The 17,831-nt window shown below is 72.8% G+C and carries 8 protein-coding genes and 1 pseudogene; 3 read left to right on the forward strand and 6 right to left on the reverse strand.

From position 1 onward, the window contains the following. Nucleotides 1-53 precede the first annotated feature (53 nt). The 5 genes from nudC to QFZ58_RS12920 all read right to left on the reverse strand — a co-directional run bounded on the left by nudC (nucleotide 54) and on the right by QFZ58_RS12920 (nucleotide 10,198). A complete protein-coding gene (nudC, locus tag QFZ58_RS12900; protein ID WP_307125062.1) occupies nucleotides 54-1,001 on the reverse strand; it encodes an NAD(+) diphosphatase in 948 nt (315 codons plus the stop codon). A gap of 45 nt (nucleotides 1,002-1,046) precedes the next feature. Continuing rightward, nucleotides 1,047-2,441, reverse strand: a complete 1,395-nt coding sequence (locus QFZ58_RS12905; RefSeq protein ID WP_307125063.1) for a dipeptidase — start codon at nucleotides 2,439-2,441, stop codon at nucleotides 1,047-1,049. A gap of 10 nt (nucleotides 2,442-2,451) precedes the next feature. Next, nucleotides 2,452-5,913 carry an ATP-dependent DNA helicase gene (locus QFZ58_RS12910; RefSeq protein ID WP_307125064.1) on the reverse strand — a complete coding sequence of 1,154 codons (3,462 nt, stop codon included), beginning with the start codon at nucleotides 5,911-5,913 and terminating at the stop codon, nucleotides 2,452-2,454. A gap of 60 nt (nucleotides 5,914-5,973) precedes the next feature. Continuing rightward, on the reverse strand, nucleotides 5,974-9,492 hold the full coding sequence (locus tag QFZ58_RS12915; RefSeq protein WP_307125065.1) for an ATP-dependent DNA helicase: 3,519 nt from the start codon (nucleotides 9,490-9,492) through the stop codon (nucleotides 5,974-5,976). Nucleotides 9,493-9,712: 220 nt separating this feature from the next. Next, nucleotides 9,713-10,198, reverse strand: coding sequence for an MGMT family protein (locus tag QFZ58_RS12920; RefSeq protein ID WP_307125066.1), 486 nt, complete (start codon nucleotides 10,196-10,198; stop codon nucleotides 9,713-9,715). Nucleotides 10,199-10,419: 221 nt separating this feature from the next. Between QFZ58_RS12920 and QFZ58_RS12925 the strand changes: the two genes are divergently transcribed. The 3 genes and pseudogenes from QFZ58_RS12925 to QFZ58_RS12935 all read left to right on the forward strand — a co-directional run bounded on the left by QFZ58_RS12925 (nucleotide 10,420) and on the right by QFZ58_RS12935 (nucleotide 16,528). Then, the gene (locus tag QFZ58_RS12925) at nucleotides 10,420-13,197 is read left to right on the forward strand and encodes a lysylphosphatidylglycerol synthase domain-containing protein (protein ID WP_307125067.1); all 2,778 of its coding nucleotides are present in this window, start codon (nucleotides 10,420-10,422) and stop codon (nucleotides 13,195-13,197) included. Nucleotides 13,198-13,289: 92 nt separating this feature from the next. Further along, nucleotides 13,290-14,885, forward strand: a complete 1,596-nt coding sequence (locus tag QFZ58_RS12930; protein WP_307125068.1) for an alpha/beta hydrolase — start codon at nucleotides 13,290-13,292, stop codon at nucleotides 14,883-14,885. 147 nt (nucleotides 14,886-15,032) lie between these two features. After that, nucleotides 15,033-16,528 (forward strand): annotated as a pseudogene (locus tag QFZ58_RS12935) (alpha/beta hydrolase). 91 nt (nucleotides 16,529-16,619) lie between these two features. Here QFZ58_RS12935 and moeZ read toward each other — a convergent pair. Continuing rightward, entirely contained in the window at nucleotides 16,620-17,798 is a 1,179-nt protein-coding gene (gene moeZ / locus QFZ58_RS12940; protein WP_307125069.1) for an adenylyltransferase/sulfurtransferase MoeZ, read from the reverse strand. Nucleotides 17,799-17,831 lie beyond the last annotated feature (33 nt).

A 17,831-nucleotide genomic window follows, 5' to 3' on the forward strand; every position in this document is an offset into this window, starting at 1 on the left:
CGTGCAAGGAGAAGGCCCCCGCCGAGGCGGGGGCCTTCTCCTTGCACGGACGCTCAGCCGGCGTTGCCCGGCCTCGGGAGCGGCTTGCCGTACCAGAGCTCGATGAGGCGGGCGGCGATCGAGACGCCGAACGGCGGCAGGACCGCACCCGACTCGAAGGCCTCCGTGAGTTCCTCGCGGGAGAACCACCGGGCCTCCTCGATCTCCTCGCCGTCCACCTCGATCTCCGAGGAGGTGGCGCGAGCCATGAAGCCGAGCATCAGGCTGGAGGGGAACGGCCAGGGCTGGCTGGCGATGTACTCGACCTCACCGACCGTGATCCCCGCCTCCTCGAACACCTCACGAGCCACGGACTGCTCGATCGACTCCCCGGGTTCCACGAAACCGGCGAGCGTCGAGAAGCGGCCCTCCGGCCAGTGCACCTGACGCCCCAGGAGTGCCCGGTCCTGGTCGTCGGTGACCAGCATGATCACCGCCGGGTCGGTCCGCGGGTAGTGCTCGGCGCCGCAGGCCTGGCAGCGGCGGATGTGGCCGGCCGCCGCGATGACCGTGCGATCTCCGCAGCGGGAGCAGAAGCGGTGCAGCCGCTGCCAGTTCTCCAGGGCGACGGCGTGCACCATGAGCCCGGCATCACGTGCGCCGAGGAGGAGTCCGGCCTCGCGCAGCCCGGCGGGGCGCGCGGACTGGTCCATGCGGCCCGGGAGGGAGTCCTTCTGGAGTGCGAAGTAGCGGACGCCGTCCTCGTCCGTGCCGAGGAAGTAGCGGTGGGTCTCGGTGAGCGGCGCCTCGAAGGACGGCGTCATGACGAGCTCGGTGCCGCCGTCGGGGGTGTCGTCGATGAGCGCCTGACCGCCGGAGACGACGAAGACCCTGGTCGTCGGGTGGCTCCAGGCTGCGGCGAGCCAGGCCTCGTCGAGCCGGTGGTGCGCGGCGCGGTCGATGCCGCTGGGCGCGGTGAGACCGATCGGGCGGTCTGCGCTGGCGTTGTCGAAGGTGCTCACAGGTGCTTCCTACTCCCCCGGGGATGGATCGGGTGTTCAGAGGATTCAGCGGGGTGCCGCGGCCAGCTCGCCCCACAGGTGGGCGCTGGTCTCCACGCCCTTGAGGAGGAGGTCGAGCTCGACCTTCTCGTCGGGACCGTGCCAGCCGTCGGACGGCACGGAGATGCCCAGGAAGAGCACGGGTGCGCCGAGCACGTCCTGCAGGTCGGCGGCAGGACCCGACCCGCCCTCCCGGGTGAACAGGATCTTCTGCCCGAACGCGCGTCCCATGGCCCGGGCCGCCGCCTGGAGCGCGGGGTGGTCGAGCGGGGTCAGGCAGGGGCGGGTGGCGGGCGAGAAGGTGATGCGGTGGCGGATGCCGGCCGGGATCCGGTCCTCGGCCCAGGTGCGGACCAGCTTCTGGACGTGGGCCGGGTCCTGGCCGGCGACGAGCCTGAAGCTCAGCTTCACCAGGGCCGAGGAGGGGATGACGGTCTTGCTGCCCGCGCCCTGATAGCCACCACCGATTCCGTTGACCTCGGCGGTGGGGCGGGCCCAGACGCGCTCCAGAGTGGTGAAGCCGGCCTCCCCCGCCGTGGCGTGGGAGGCGGCGGTGCGCAGCCAGGCGTCCTCGTCGAAGGGCAGTTCGGCGAAGAGGGCGCGCTCGGTGTCGGTCAGTTCGGCCACGCCGTCGTAGAAACCGGGGACCGCCACCCGGCCCTCGGCGTCGTGGAGCGCCGCGACGAGGCGGGCGAGGGCGGTCGCGGGGTTGGGTACCGCGCCGCCGAAGGACCCGGAGTGGATGTCCTGGTCGGGGCCGTACAGCTCGATCTCGCACTCCGCGAGGCCCCGCATGCCGGTGCAGACGCTGGGGGTGTTCTCGTCCCACATGCCGGTGTCGGAGACGACCACGACGTCCGCGGCGAGCCGGGAGGCCCGCTGCTCGGCCAGCGCCCGGAAGTTCGGGGAACCGGACTCCTCCTCGCCCTCGACGAGGAGTTTGAGGTGCACGGCGGGAGTGGTGCGGCCGGTCGCGGCGAGGTGGGCCCGGACACCCAGTGTGTGGAAGAACACCTGGCCCTTGTCGTCGGCCGCGCCGCGTCCGTACATCCTGCCGTCGCGGATCACCGGTTCGAACGGGTCGGTGTGCCAGCCGTCCTCGCGGGCCGCCGGCTGTACGTCGTGATGGCCGTAGACGAGCACGACCGGTGCGTCCGGGTCGTCGGACGGCCATTCGGCGAACACCGCGGGGGCGCCGGGCGTCTCCCAGATCTCGGTGACCGGGAAGCCGGTCTCCGCGAGCTTGGCGGACAGCCACTCGGCGCTGCGCCGTACGTCCCCGTCGTGCTCCGGCTGAGCGGATACGGACGGGATGCGCAGCCACTCGGCAAGGTCCTCGAGAAAGGCCGCGCGGTGCTGCTCGGTGTACGTACGGACGGCATTGTCCGGGGTGTCGCTCATGCTCCTGAGCCTATCGGCCCCGCGGAGGTGGCTCGTCCAGCAGGAGCTGTTCCAGCTCCGCCCGGCCGGGCAGGGCGGTGGGGCGGACGGTCTCCCCGGTGCGCACGTACAGGAAGGTCGCCGTCACCGAGTCCAGGGGCAGGCCGTGCAGCTCGGACCAGGCCAGCCGGTAGACGGCGAGCTGGAGCGGGTCGGCCGTGCGGTGCCGGGTGGTCTTCCAGTCGACGATCTCGTACGTGTCCCCGGTGCGGTACACCGCGTCGATCCGGCCGCGGATCAGCCGGCCCGCGAGGACGATCTGGAACGGGGTCTCGACGCGGTACGGGGTACGCCGGGCGTACTCCGTACGCTCGAAGGCCTCCTTGAGCTCGGCGAGATCGCGTTCGTCGGCGATCTCCGCGTCGTCCTCGCCACCTCCGGGGAGCTCGTCCGGGCCGAGCATGGGCAGCGGCAGCTCCTCGAAGCGGGACTCCACCCACGCGTGGAAACGGGTTCCGCGGCGGGCCGCGGGCTGTGGGGCCCTGGGCATGGGGCGGGCGAGCTCGCGAGCGAAGCCGTCGGGGTCGGCGGCCAGGTGCAGCAGCTGGGTGGCGGAGAGCGAGGCGGGTACGAGGACGTCGCGCACACCCGCGCGGGCACGGCGCAGCTCCCCGGCGAGGGCGTCGAGATCACGGTCCCAGGAGGCGAGTGCGCGGGCTTCCTCCGGGGTCAGGCCGGCCTCCGCTTCGGCGTCCGGACGCAGGTGCGTGCCGGCGTCCGGGTCCACGGGGGCGCGGGCGGCGGGGATGTGCCGAGCGGCCTCCCCCGCAGCGGGGACAGGGGTGTCCGCATGCGGGTCACCGTCCGGGAACGGGTCGTCGTACGGCGCGTCCTCCTCGTCGTACGGCGCGTCCTCCTCCCCGTACGGCGCCTCGTCGTCGTACGGGGAGGGCCCGGCGTACACGTCAGGTACGGGGGTGGCGGCCAGGGCCTCCAGGTGGGCCAGCACCGTGTCCCTGGCGGCCCGGCGGCGGGCCATGGCCGTGCCGTCCAGGGGGAGCGGCCAGGCCTGGTCGGCGTCCCGCTCCTGGAGTGCGGGATTCTCCTCGTCCTCCGCGGGTTCGTCGGCCCAGACCTCGATCTCGCCGTACCCGGCCGCGCAGTGCCCGTACAGCGCCTCCAGAAAGGCGGACGGGCCGCGGGCCTTCTTCTGGGACGGCCCCCACCAGTGGCCGGAGCCCAGGAGAAGGCTCCGGGGGCGGGTGAAGGTGACGTAGCCGAGGCGGAGCTCCTCGGTGTGCTGATGCTCCTTCATCTCCTCCTTGAAGGCCTTCAGGCCCTTGGCGTCCCAGGAGGGGACGACCGGGAGGGTGGCCGCGTCGCCGCGCAGGGCGTGCGGCAGGACCTTGGACTGCGAGGTCCAGGCGTCCCGGGACTGCCCGCTGGGGAACTGGCCGGTGACCAGTCCGGGCACGGCGACGACGTCCCACTCCAGGCCCTTGGACTTGTGGGCGGTGAGGACCTTGACGGTGTTCTCGCCGCCGGGCAGGGCGTTGTCCAGGCCCTTCTCGTACTGCGCGGCGGTGCGCAGGAAGCCGAGGAAGGCCAGCAGCGAGGCCTCCCCGTCCACTGCGGCGAAGCCGGCCGCGACATCCAGGAAGTTGGCGAGGGTCTCGCGGCGGCGTGCGGCCAGGGCGTGCGGCGACGCGGAGAGTTCGACCTCGAGACCGGTGGTGGAGAGCACGCGGTGCAGCACGTCCATGAGGGGGTCGGCCAGCGCGCGGCGCAGGTCGCGGAGCTCGGTGGCCAGGCGTGCGAAACGGACACGGGCCTCGGCGGAGAACGGCAGCCCGTCGTCCTCCGCCCCTCCGGCCTCCAGGAACGTGTCGAGGGCGTCGGCGAGCGAGATCACCTCCGCGGGGTCGATGCCCTCCACGGCCTCGGCCAGACGGATGTCCGGGTCGATGTCCTCGCCGCCGGGGGACGAGCGGTGCACCAGGAGGCGTGCGCGGCGGCCGAGGAGGGCGAGGTCCCTGGGGCCGATGCGCCAGCGCGGGCCCGTGAGCAGCCGGACCAGCGAGGCGTTGGCCCCCGGATCCTGGAGGACTTCGCAGACCGCGACGAGATCGGCGACCTCCGGGAGGTGCAGCAGTCCGGCCAGGCCGACGACCTCGACGGGGATGTCACGAGCGACGAGGGCTGCCTGGATGCGCGGGAAGTCCCCGGCGGTACGGCACAGGACGGCGATCTCCCCGGGGGCCGTGCCCGTCCCCACCAGGTGCGCGAGGGAGTCGGCGAGCCAGTCGATCTCCTCGGCGTGCGTACGCAGGAGGGCGCATCGGACCGTGCCGTCGCGCTCCGCGCCGGGGGCGGGGCGCAGGGCCTCGACGCCCTCGTGCATGGCGCGCAGTGGGCCGGCGAGAGCGTTGGCGAGGTGGAGGAGGCGGCCTCCGCTGCGGCGGTTCTCGCTGAGGGAGTAGCGGGTCGCCGGGGTGCCGTCGGCGTGCGGGAAGTGGAGCGGGAAGTCGTCGAGGTTGGCGACGGAGGCTCCGCGCCAGCCGTAGATCGCCTGGCAGGGGTCGCCGACGGCGGTGACGGCGTGACCGGTCGTGGCCCCGCCCTCCCCGCCGAAGAGGGCGGCGAGCAGGAGCCGCTGGGCCACGGAGGTGTCCTGGTACTCGTCGAGCAGGACGACCCGGAATTCGTCCCGCAGGACGACGCCGACCTCGGGCCGGGTGAGGGCGAGCTCGGCGGAGAGCGCGATCTGGTCGCCGAAGTCGAGGAGGTCGCGGCTGCGTTTGGCGTCCCGGTAGCGCCGGGTCAGTTCGAGGAGCTCGCGGCGGGCCGCGGCCGCCTCGGGGATCTTGCGCAGCTCGGCGTTGGTGAGCCGTGCCGTCTCCAGCGCGGCGAGCAGCTCGGTGTCGTACGCGGCGAGCCGCTCGGGGCGTACGAGGTGTTCGGAGAGCTCGGCGTCCAGGGCGAGCAGGTCACTGACCAGGGTGGGGAAGGACCGGGTCAGGGCGGGGTAGGGGCCGGGCGCCTCCCGCAGCACCCGGGCGGCGAGCTGGTGGCGGGTGGCGTCGGCGAGGAGGCGGGTCGTGGGTTCCAGCCCGATCCGCAGGCCGTGGTCGGTGAGGAGCCGGCCGGCGAAGGCGTGGTACGTCGAGATGCTGGGCTCGCCCGGCGGGTTGTCCGGGTCGATGACGTCCGGATCGGTGACCCCGGCCCGGACGAGGGCCTTGCGGACGCGTTCGGCGAGCTCACCCGCCGCCTTGTTGGTGAAGGTCAGGCCGAGGACCTGCTCGGGGGCCACCTGGCCGGTACCCACCAGCCACACCACCCGGGCGGCCATCACCGTGGTCTTTCCCGAGCCGGCTCCGGCCACGATCACCTGCGGGGCCGGCGGCGCGGTGATGCAGGCCGTCTGCTCCGGGGTGAAGGGGACCCCGAGGAGCTCCTTGAGCTGCTCGGGATCGGTGATACGGGTGGACACTCCAGAAAGGCTAACCGGAGAGACCGACAACGCCCTCCCCGCCGGTCGCCGCCCCGGAGGTCATTCGATGATCTGGCGGCCCTCGGGCTGCGCGCTGCACGAGGCCCGGAAGGCGCAGTGGGTGCAGTGCTGGCCGGTCGTGGGAGTGAACCGTTCGTCCAGGACACGGCCGGCCGCCGTCGCCAGGAGGTCGGAGACCCACTCGCCGGAGAGGGGTTCCTGGGCCTGCACCCTGGGGAAGGCGTCGCCACCCTCCTTCTTCGGCGCGGGCTGGCGCAGCTGTACGAGCTCGGCGCCACCGGCTTCGGGGCGGCGGCCGTCGAACACGTCGTCGACGGCGCCTTCCCTGACGGCCAGCTGGTACACGGCGAGCTGGGGGTGGGCGGCGACCTCGTCCTTCGTCGGGGCCGCCTTCCCGGTCTTGAAGTCGACGACGTAGGCCCGGCCCTCGGCGTCCTGTTCGACCCGGTCCATGGAGCCGCGGATGCGCACCTCGTACTCGCCCGCGTCGAGCGTCACGTCGAAGTCGTGCTCACTGGCGGCGGGCGTACGGCCGCCGCGGTCCATGACGTGCCAGCGCAGGAAGCGTTCGAGGGCGGCTCGCGCCTGGTCCTTCTCCTGGCCGGACTTCCAGGGTGCGTCGAAGACCAGGCCGTTCCACACGGAGTCCAGGCGTTCCATCAGGACGTCCAGATCGGCGGCGGTACGTCCGGACGCCACCTCGTCGGCCAGGACGTGCACCACGTTGCCGAAGCCCTGTGCTGCCGTCGCCGGGGCGTCCGCCTTCACTTCGCGGCCCAGGAACCACTGGAGGGCGCAGGTGTTGGCGAGCTGGTCGAGCGCGCTCCCGGAGAGCGCGACGGGACGGTCGCGGTCACGCAGCGGGACCTCGGAGCGGGTGGGCTCGTTCAGCCCCCACCAGCGGTAGGGATGGGCGGCCGGGACGAGCGGCCGGCCCTCGTCGTCGGTGAGCGCCGCGAGCCGTGCGAGCCGCTGGGCCGCGGCGTCGCGCAGAGCGTCGGAGGCCCGGGGGTCGACGGTCGTCGCCCGGAGCTCGGCGACGAGCGAGGCGACCGCGAGGGGGCGGCGGGGCCTGCCGGTGACGTCCCGGGGTTCGGCACCGAGTTCGGTGAGGAAGCGGGACGGCTGGTCGCCGTCGTCGGCGGGCGCCTTGACCGCGGTGACGACGAGCCGCTCACGGGCGCGGGTCGCGGCGACGTAGAAGAGGCGGCGTTCCTCGGCGAGGAGCGCCCCGGGGGTAAGCGGTTCCGCCAGTCCGTCGCGCCCGATCCGGTCCGCCTCGAGGAGCGAGCCCCGCCGGCGCAGGTCGGGCCAGAGTCCCTCCTGCACGCCTGCGACGACGACCAGCCGCCACTCCAGTCCCTTGGACCGGTGCGCGGTCATCAGACGCACGGCGTCGGGTCGCACGGCACGCCGGGAGAGGGTGTCGGCGGCGATGTCCTGGGCGTCGACCTCTTCCAGGAAGTTGAGCGCTCCCCGTCCCCCGGTGCGTTCCTCGGCTCTCGCCGCGGTGTCGAACAAGGCGCAGACGGCGTCGAGGTCCCGGTCGGCGTTCCGGCCGCTCACGCCGCCGCGCAGGGCGGCCCGCTCGAGCCGGCCCGGCCAGGGGGTGCCGTTCCACAGCGCCCAGAGGGCCTCCTCCGCCGTGCCGCCGCCCTCGAGGAGTTCGCGGGCCTTGCGCAGGAGCGCGCCGAGGCGCTGGGCCCCCCGGGCGTACGCCGGATCGTGTGTGGCGAGCCGTTCGGGCTCGGCGAGCGCCCGTGCGAGCAGCTCTCCTGACGGGGGCGGTACGCGGTTGCCGGCGGCCCGCTCCTCGTCGCGCAGTGCCCGGCCGAGACGGCGGAGATCGGCGGCGTCCATGGAACCGAGCGGGGAGGTGAGCAGGGCGAGGGCCGTCTCGGTGTCGAGCAGGCCGCGCGCCGTTTCGTCCTCCGCAGGCGACGGCCCGGGAGCCGTTTCGTCGTCCTCCGCAGGCGACTGCCCGGGAGCCGCGTCGGGTCCGGCGCCGTCCTCCGCCCCGGCGTGGAGCGCTCCCGGGACCGTGTCACTTCCGGCGTCGGCCTCACCGGCCGGCCGCTCGGCGTCGGCCTCGCCCACCGGCCGCCGCTCCGCCACGGCGCCGCCCGCGCCGCCCAGCGCCGCCGTGGCGACCGTGCGCAGAGCGGTCAGCAGCGGGGCCACCGCGGGTTCGTGGCGCAGGGGGAGGTCGTCGCCGTCCACCTCCAGGGGGACGCCCGCAGAGGTAAGAGCCCGGCGCACGGAAGGGATGGAACGGCCTCCGGCACGCACCAGGACCGCCATGTCCTTCCACGGCACCCCGTCCTCGAGGTGCGCGCGCCGCAGCAGGTCGGCGATGTTCTCCAGCTCCGTGGAGGCGGTCGGATAGGTGTACGTCTCCACCGTGCCGCCCTCGCGCACGGCCGACAGCTCGCGGTGCGCGCGCACCTTGTCCGACGGCAAGCGTGTGAGCGGCATCCGGCGGGTCAGCAGCCGCGTGGCGGCGAGCAGCGTCGCGCCGGACCGGCGGGAGGTGGTGAGGACACCGACGGGGGCGGGCGCCCCGTCGGCCCGGCGGAACGCGTCCGGGAAGTCGAGGATGCCGTTCACGTCGGCGCCCCGGAAGGCGTAGATCGACTGGTCCGGGTCGCCGAAGGCGATCAGCGTCCGGCCGCCGCCGGCACCCGGGACACCGCTCCCCCGGTTGCCCGCCAAGGCGTGCAGCAGGCGCACCTGGGCCGGGTCCGTGTCCTGGTATTCGTCGACGAGGACCAGGTCGTAACTGCGGGCGAGCTCGGCCGCCACCTCCGGCCGCTCGGCGAGCAGGACCGCCCGGTGGACCAGTTCGGCGTAGTCCAGGACGCCTTGGGCGTCGAGGATGTCGAGGTACTCGGCGAGGAACTGGGCGGCGGCGTTCCAGTCCGGGCGGCCGGTGCGGCGGGCGAAGGCGGCGAGGGCGTCGGGGCCGAGGCCCAGTTCACGGCTGCGGGCCAGCACCGCGCGTACCTCGTCGGCGAAACCCCGGGTGGTCAGGCAGGCCCGCAGTTCGTCGGGCCAGCGCACATGGGCGAGCCCTGCCTTCTCCAGACCGAGCTGACCGGCGAGCAGCTCGCGGACGGTGACGTCCTGCTCCGGTCCGGAGAGCAGGCGCAGCGGATCGGCGAACAGGTCCGCGTCCTGGTGGGCGCGGACCAGGGCGTAGCAGTACGAGTGGAAGGTGGTGGCCTGCGGGCCCCGGGTGCCGCCCAGCCGTGACGCCATACGGTCGCGCAGCTCCACGGCGGCCTTGCGGCTGAAGGTGAGGACCAGGATCCGGGCGGGGTCGGTCCCCGCGGCCACGCGCCGTGCCACCGTCTCGACGAGTGTCGTGGTCTTGCCGGTGCCCGGTCCCGCGAGGACGAGCAGCGGCCCGTCCCGGTGGTCGACCACCGCACGTTGGGCCGCGTCCAGAAGAGGGGGGCCCACCGAACCCGGGGGGGTGCGCACCAGCCGGTACGCGCCCGGGGCCCGCCGCCGTGCCTGACGGTGCGGGCTGTGCCGGGTGGTGGAGGAGGAGCTCACGTGGATCGCCGGTCCTGGTGGGTGTACTCGGTCTGTGCGGTGCCTGGATGCGCTGCCGGCCACGATGAGCGGAGCCGTGCGCGTGAACGACGCTACGCCGGTGCCGGGGCGGAATGCGGCGAGGTGGCTGCGTCCCTCGTCACGTGTGCGCCTCCGGAGCGGGCGGGCGCCCTCCTACCGGCCCGGCGCCTGTCGCGGCGGGACACGATGGCCGAAGCTGTCACATGTGAGTTTCCTCGCCCCCGTCCGGATCACCGGCCCCGCCCGGAACACCGGCCCCGTCGATGCCGTCCCACCTGGCCCGCTTCATGTCGAGGCGCGGGAGGTGCCCCTCCGCACTCCGCGGGGCCGGGCGCAGCGGAGTGCCCTCCTCCTGGTAGTGGCCCAGGGCGCGCTGCTCGTGTCCCGGCAGGAGTGCCCCGTCGGCCCGCACCACACGCCACCACGGCACCGCGGAGCCGTACAGCGCCATGGCCCTGCCCACCTGCCTGGGCCCGCCGTCACCGAGCCATTCGGCGACGTCTCCGTAGGTCATGACGCGACCGGGCGGGATCAGGTCGGCGACGTCCAGGACCCGCTCCGCGTACGCGGGCAGCTCGGCGACGACGGGCGCTCGGGACGCGGCGGGCGCGGCGGACGCCGGGGGCTCGGAGGACCCGGAGGGCACGGCACCGACGGAGGCTCCGGGTGTCCGGTTCTTGCTCATCCGACACATCCTGCCGTACGCCACCGACAGGCGTGCCGGTTCGGTGTAACCCTGGTCACACGGCAGGCGGGCGGGGGCGAAAAAGCGTATGTTGCGCTTCGCGCGCCCGTGCAATGCCCCCTCATGCCCCCCTCTGTCTGCACGCCGTGCCACCATCGTGCGGGCGGTGACCGGTGATACGAGAACACGAAGACCAATCAGAGGCGACGAAGGAGCAGGGCGTGCAGCCACCGAAGGCGGCGGACGCCCCTGATGCTGAGCCGCGCCCCGGCGCCTCGGAGGGCTCCGACGCGGAGCCGCGCCCCGATGCGGAGCCCGGCCCCGGTCCGTCCGGTGGCGCCGACCTCCGGAAGGCTCCCGAGACGCTCACCGGCTCGACCCTGGCGTCGGCCGACGCCACTCTGACGGACCGCGTGTCAGGCGACGAACCGCTGCTCCCCGCCCGGGTGCACCGCCCCTCCGACCTGTTGCGGCTGCTCGTCGGCGTCCTGGCGATCGTCCTGCTCTTCGCCGTCGCCGCCTTCGCCCAGGGGACCACCACCGGCCTCGAGGACGACATCTCCAAGGGCACGGACCAGGCGCCGGACCTGCTGATCAAGCTCGCCGGCCTGGTGTCGAGCATCGCCGTACTCCTCGTGCCCGTGGCCTTCGCCATCGAGCGCCTCGTCAAACGTGACGGGCTGCGCATCGCGGACGGCGTGCTCGCCGCCGTGCTCGCCCACGGGGTCACCCTGGCCACCGACCTCTGGGTCGCCAGGTCGGCGCCCGGCACCATCCGCGAGGCGCTGACCCAGCCCCAGCCCGGTGACGCCCTCACCGATCCGGTACACGGGTACCTCGCGCCCGTCATCGCCTACATGACGGCCGTCGGGATGGCGCGCAGACCGCGCTGGCGGGTCGTCCTGTGGGTGGTGCTGCTCCTGGACGCCTTCGCCATGCTGGTCGGGGGCTACACCACGCCGTTCTCGATCGTGCTCACGGTGCTGATCGGCTGGACGGTGGCGTACGGCACCCTGTACGCCGTCGGCTCGCCGAACGTCCGTCCGACCGGCCAGCACCTCATGGCCGGTCTGCGCCACGTCGGGTTCCGTCCGGTGGCTGCGATGCGGACGGAGGCGGAGGACACCCCCGACAACATCGACCAGAGCGACCGGGGCCGCCGCTACCTCGTCACACTGGAGGACGGGCCACCGCTGGACGTGACGGTCGTCGACCGGGAGCAGCAGGCGCAGGGCTTCTTCTACCGCGTGTGGCGCAGGCTCACCCTGCGCAGCATCACCCAGCGCCGCTCCATCCAGTCGCTGCGCCAGGCACTGGAACAGGAGGCTCTCCTCGCGTACGCGGCGATCGCCGCCGGGGCCAACGCGCCCAAGCTCATCGCCACCTCCGAGCTCGGTCCCGACGCCGTGATGCTCGTCTACGAGCACATCGGCGGGCACTCGCTGGACGCGATGGCGGACGAGGAGATCACCGACGACCTGGTACGCGGCGCGTGGCGTCAGGTGAAGGCGCTCCAGTCGCGCCGGATCGCCCACCGCAGGCTCACGGGGGACGCGATCCTCGTGGATCGTCCCGGCACCGTGTTCGTCACGGATCTGCGGGGCGGCGAGATCGCGGCCGGTGACCTGGTCCTGCGCATGGACGTCGCCCAGCTGCTCACCACCACCGGCCTGCGGGTGGGCGCCGAACGGGCCGTCGCCGGGGCGCTCGCCGTCCTGGGGCCCGACGCCGTCGCCGACTGCCTGCCGCTGCTCCAGCCGATCGCCCTCAGCCGCTCCACCCGTGCGACGCTGCGCCGCCTCGCCCGGGAGCGTTCGCAGCGCGAGCGGGACGCGGTGCTGGAGGCGTCCCAGGCGGCCAAGCAGGCCAGGGCGCAGGAGCACGAGGGGCCGGCCGGCGACCGCAAGGCGGCCCGCAAGTCGCTGCGCACGGAGAAGCAGGCCGAGAAGCGGGCGATAGACGACGCCCTGGACGAGGCGCGCGAGGAGGACATGCTCGCCCAGATCCGGCGCCAGGTGCTGCTGATCCGCCCGCAGGCGCCCGTGGAGCCGGTCAGGCTGGAGCGCATCAAGCCGCGGACACTGTTCAGCTTCATCGCCGGCTCGATCGCCGCGTACTTCCTGATCTCCCAGGTCACCGAGGCCGATTTCGGCACGGTCGTGGAGCAGGCGGAGTGGGGCTGGGTCGCGGCGGCCCTGGGCTTCTCCGCCCTGAGTTATGTCGCGGCGGCCATGAGCCTGCTCGGCTTCGTGCCCGAGCGGGTTCCGTTCGGCAGAACCGTGCTGGCCCAGGTGGCGGGGTCCTTCGTGAAGATCGTCGCTCCGGCCGCGGTCGGCGGGGTGGCACTCAACACGCGCTTCCTCCAGCGCGCCGGGGTGCGCCCGGGACTCGCCGTCGCCAGTGTCGGCGCCTCCCAGCTGTTCGGGCTGGGCTGCCACATCCTGCTGCTCGCCCTGTTCGGCTACCTGACGGGTACGGAGAAGACCCCGGACTCGCTCACCCCCTCGAGGACGGTGATCGCGGGGCTGCTGACCGTCGCCGTGCTCGTGCTGGTGGTGACGGCGATCCCGTTCCTGCGGAAGTTCGTCGTGACGCGCGTCCGGTCGCTGTTCGCCGGCGTCGTCCCGCGCATGCTCGATGTCGTGCAGCGCCCGCAGAAGCTGGTCACGGGCATCGGCGGAATGCTGCTGCTGACCGGCCTCTTCGTGCTCTGCCTGGACGCGTCGATCCGCGCGTTCAGCGGCCCCGACGTCCCGCAGCTCAGCTACGCCAGTATCGCGGTGGTCTTCCTCGCGGGCAACGCCCTCGGTTCGGCGGCCCCCACCCCGGGCGGTATGGGGGCCGTCGAGGGGGCCCTGACCCTGGGCCTGATCGCCGTCGGCCTGCCGAAGGAGGTCGCGGCGCCGGCGGTGCTGCTCTACCGCGTGATGACGTTGTGGCTGCCGGTGCTCCCGGGCTGGATCTGCTTCAACCAGCTGACCCGCAAGGGCGAGCTCTAGCCGGGTCCGGCCCGGCGACGGGGGAAGGGGCGGGCCACCCGCATGGACCGCGCCCCGCGCGGTTGCCCGCCCCCCGCCGCACGATGGGGGCTATGAGGACTTCCCCCGCCGTGCGTTCCGCTGCCCTCGTCGCCACCACCGTGGTGCTGCTGCCCCTGGCCGCCTGTTCGGACGACGACGGCGGGAGTCTGGACCGGTCGGTGCCCTCCGCCGCGTCGACCGCGGCCCCCACGGCGACGGCGGAGAAGCTGACCTCCCAGAAGCCCGACTGGCAGCCCTGCCCGGCGCCGAGCGAGGCGCAGGGCAGCGGCACGGCTCCGTCCCCGCTCCCGGGCGGGGCGTCGTGGGAGTGCTCCTTCATGGACGTACCGCTCGACTACGCACATCCGGGCGGCAGGACCATCGAGCTGGCGCTGATCCGCGCCACCGCCAGGGACAAGGACCGGCGGCTCGGTTCCCTCGTGTTCAACTTCGGCGGGCCGGGCGCCTCGGGTGTCGCCACGCTGCCGTCCTTCGGCACCGCGTACGACGCCCTCCGTACCCGCTACGACCTGGTGAGCTTCGATCCGCGCGGGGTCGGCCGCAGCGAGGGCGTCGCATGCTCGGACGACCAGCAACTCGACGCCCGCTACGAGAGGGACGGCACCCCGGACGACGCGAAGGAGGAGAAGGCCTTCGTCGAGGACCTGAAGTCCTACATCGCCGACTGCGAGAAGAACTCCGGGGACGAACTGCCCTACGTCGGCACGGCCAACGCCGCCCGGGACATGGACCTCCTGCGCCAGGTGCTCGGCGACAAGAAGCTGAACTACTTCGGGATCTCCTACGGCACCGAACTGGGCGGCGTCTACGCCCACCTGTACCCGAAGAACGTCGGCCGGGCCGTCCTGGACGCCGTGGTGGACCCGACCCAGGACGCGAAGCAGTCCTCGATCGGCCAGGCCCGGGGGTTCCAGCTCGCCCTGGACAACTTCACCGCCGACTGCGCCGAACGCGACGACTGCAAGCTCCCCGGATCCTCGGCCGCGGAGGTCCAGGACTGGATCGCCGCGCTCCTCGCCGACCTGGAGAAGTCGCCCGTCCCGGGCCTCGGGGAGAGGGAGCTGACGCAGACCCAGGCCACCACGGGCATCGCGTCGGCTCTGTATTCCAAGGAGACCTGGCCACTGCTCGAACAGGGACTCGACGAGGCGGACGGTGACAACGGCGGTCTGCTGCTCGCGCTCGCCGACTCGCTGAACGGCCGTACCGAGAACGGTCACTACGACAACTCGAACGCCGCCAACGCGGCCATCAACTGCGCCGACTCCGAGCAGCGCTTCACCCCGGAACAGACGAGGGCGGCGCTCCCCGAGTTCCGCAAGGCCTCCCCGGTCTTCGGCGACTACCTGGGCTGGGGGCTGATGTCCTGCACGGGCTGGCCCGTCGCGGGCGCCTGGGCCACCCCGGACGTCAGCGCCCCGGGGTCCGCTCCCATCCTGGTCATCGGGAACACCGGAGACCCGGCGACGCCGTACGCCGGCGCCAAGGCGATGGCCACCGAACTCGGCAAGGGGGTCGGGGTCGAGCTCACGTACAAGGGCCAGGGGCACGGCGCGTACAACGGCGGCAGCACCTGCGTGCAGAAGGCCGTGGACGGTTACCTGCTGGACGGCAGGGTCCCGGCGGACGGCACCGTCTGTTCGTGAACCCCCGGCAGGTCCGCCCCGGCCCCGCACGGCTGTCCGCCGCCCGCTGCCGGGGCGGCGGATTAGCATGGCCGGAGATCGAGTAACTCCCAGGTCGCGCCCCCTTGCTGCGGGGCATCGCCCTCGGGGCAGGGGAGGGGGATACGGATGGGCGTACGCGCAGGGGTGCGGCAGGCCGCGGTCCTGGCCGGGGCTGTGCTGGTGGTGACGGGGGTGCTCGCGGGCTGCGACACCACCCCGGATCCCACCGCGACCTCGTCCGGGCAGCTGGACTGGGAACGCTGCGAGGCCCCGGAGGGCGGCACCGCTCCCGGCTCGGAGTGGCGGTGCGCCACGGTCGACGTGCCGCTGGACTACGCGGAGCCGGACGGGGGCACGATCGGCATCGCGCTGATCCGCAAGGAAGCCACGAGGAGGGGCGAGCGGCTCGGCTCCATGCTCTTCAACTTCGGTGGTCCCGGCGGTTCCGGCGTCGGGATCCTGCCGCGCGCCGCCGCCGCGTACACCGGACTCAACACCCGTTACGACCTGGTGGGCTTCGACCCGCGCGGCGTCGCGGGCAGTGCCGGGGTGCGCTGCCGCGACGACGCCGAGCAGGAGAAGGCCTATCGCGAGGTCGACATGACCCCGGACACCGCCGCGGAGGAGACCGCCTTCGTCGAGGACGGCGCGGACTTCGGCGCCGGCTGCCTGCGCCTCTCCGGCACCGTGCTCCCCCATGTGGGCACGACGACGCCGCCCGGGACATGGACGCGATCCGGCGGGCGCTCGGTGACAGGAAGCTGACCTACTTCGGTATGTCGTACGGCACCGAGCTCGGCGGCACCTACGCGCACCTCTTCCCTGAGCACGTGGGACGGTTCGTGCTGGACGCCGTCGTCGACCCGACGGCGGACACGGTGGGGCACGCTCGCAACCAGGCCGCGGGCTTCCAGCGGGCGTTGGAGAACTACCTGTCGGACCGCGGCCAGGACCCGGAGGCGGGGACGCGGCGCATGGTGGAGCTGCTGCGCCGGGTGGACCGGGAGCCGCTGCCGACCGCATCGGGCCGTGCACTCAACGAGAATCTCGCCATCACCGGCATCGTGACGCCGCTCTACTCCCGGACCAGCTGGCCGGCGCTGACCCAGGCGCTCGACGAGGCCGAGAACGAAGGCACGGGCGACAGGCTGCTCCAGCTGGCCGACTCGTACAACGGCCGCGACGCGACCGGGCACTACGACACCCAGAACCATGCGCAGCGGGCGATTTCCTGCGCCGACACCAAGGCGCGACCGACGGCCGCCGAGGCACGGGCGCTGCTTCCCGATTTCCGGGAGGTGTCACCCGTCTTCGGCCCGTTCCTCGCGTGGGACACGGCCGGATGGTGTGCCCGGTGGCCGGTCGACGGGGAGCGCGACACCCCGGAGGCGAGTGCGCCGGGTGCCGCTCCCGTACTGGTCATCGGCACGACCGGCGATCCGGCGACCCCGTACGAGGGCGCACGGAGGATGGCGGACGAGCTGGGCGAAGGCGTCGGCATCATGGTGACCAACGAGGGCGAGGGGCACGGCTCGTACGGCGGGAGCGGGTGCGTGACCGCGCTCGTCGACGCCTACTTCCTCGACGGGAAGGTTCCGGCGGACGGGCACACCTGCTCCTGACGCCGCAGCACGCGAAGGGGGCCGGCTCCGCGGGTGCGGAGCCGGCCCCTTCCTGCGCACGGGCCAGGTCGGCCGGGTGTGCGGCTTCGGCCTAGTAGACCGGCTTCTCGGGCTCGATCTGGTGGACCCACCCGATCACGCCGCCGCCGACGTGCACCGCGTCGGCGAAGCCCGCCGACTTGAGGACCGCGAGGACCTCGGCGCTGCGGACACCGGTCTTGCAGTGCAGGACGATGCGCTTGTCCTGCGGGAGGTCCTGCAGGGCGTTGCCCAGGAGGAACTGGTCCTTCGGAATCAGCTTGGCGCCCGGGATCGAGACGATCTCGTACTCGTTCGGCTCGCGGACGTCGATGATCTCGATCTTCTCGTCCCCGTCGATCCACTCCTTGAGCTGCTTCGGAGTGATCGTGGATCCGGCCGCCGCCTCCTGCGCCTCCTCGGACACGACGCCGCAGAAGGCCTCGTAGTCGATGAGCTCGGTGACGGTGGGGTTCTCGCCGCAGACCGCGCAGTTCGGGTCCTTGCGGACCTTCACCTGGCGGTACTGCATCTCCAGGGCGTCGTAGATCATCAGCCGGCCGACCAGCGGGTCACCGATACCAGCGAGCAGCTTGATGGCCTCGTTGACCTGGATGGAGCCGATGGACGCGCAGAGCACGCCCAGGACACCGCCCTCGGCGCAGGAGGGAACCATGCCGGGGGGCGGCGGCTCCGGGTAGAGGCAGCGGTAGCAGGGTCCGTGCTCGGACCAGAAGACGGACGCCTGGCCGTCGAAGCGGTAGATCGAGCCCCAGACATAGGGCTTGTTCAGCAGGACGGCCGCGTCGTTGACGAGGTAACGGGTGGCGAAGTTGTCCGTACCGTCCACGATCAGGTCGTACTGGGCGAAGATGTCCATCACGTTGTCGGCTTCGAGCCGCTCCTCGTGAAGGACCACGTTCACCAGGGGGTTGATCCCCTGCACGGTCTCCTTGGCCGACTGGGCCTTGGACTTGCCGATATCGGCCTGGCTGTGGATGATCTGGCGCTGCAGGTTCGACTCGTCGACCTCGTCGAACTCCACGATGCCGAGCGTGCCGACGCCGGCCGCGGCCAAGTACATCAGGGCCGGCGAGCCGAGGCCGCCGGCGCCGACACAGAGCACCTTCGCGTTCTTCAGCCGCTTCTGTCCGTCCATCCCGACATCCGGGATGATCAGGTGGCGGGAGTACCTGCGGACCTCGTCGACGGTGAGCTCAGCAGCTGGCTCGACCAAGGGTGGCAGCGACACAGGAACCTCAACAATGCAGGTGGTCGGTTTCTA

The organism is Streptomyces sp. B1I3 (genome assembly GCF_030816615.1).
In the GTDB taxonomy this organism is placed as follows: Bacteria; Actinomycetota; Actinomycetes; order Streptomycetales; family Streptomycetaceae; genus Streptomyces.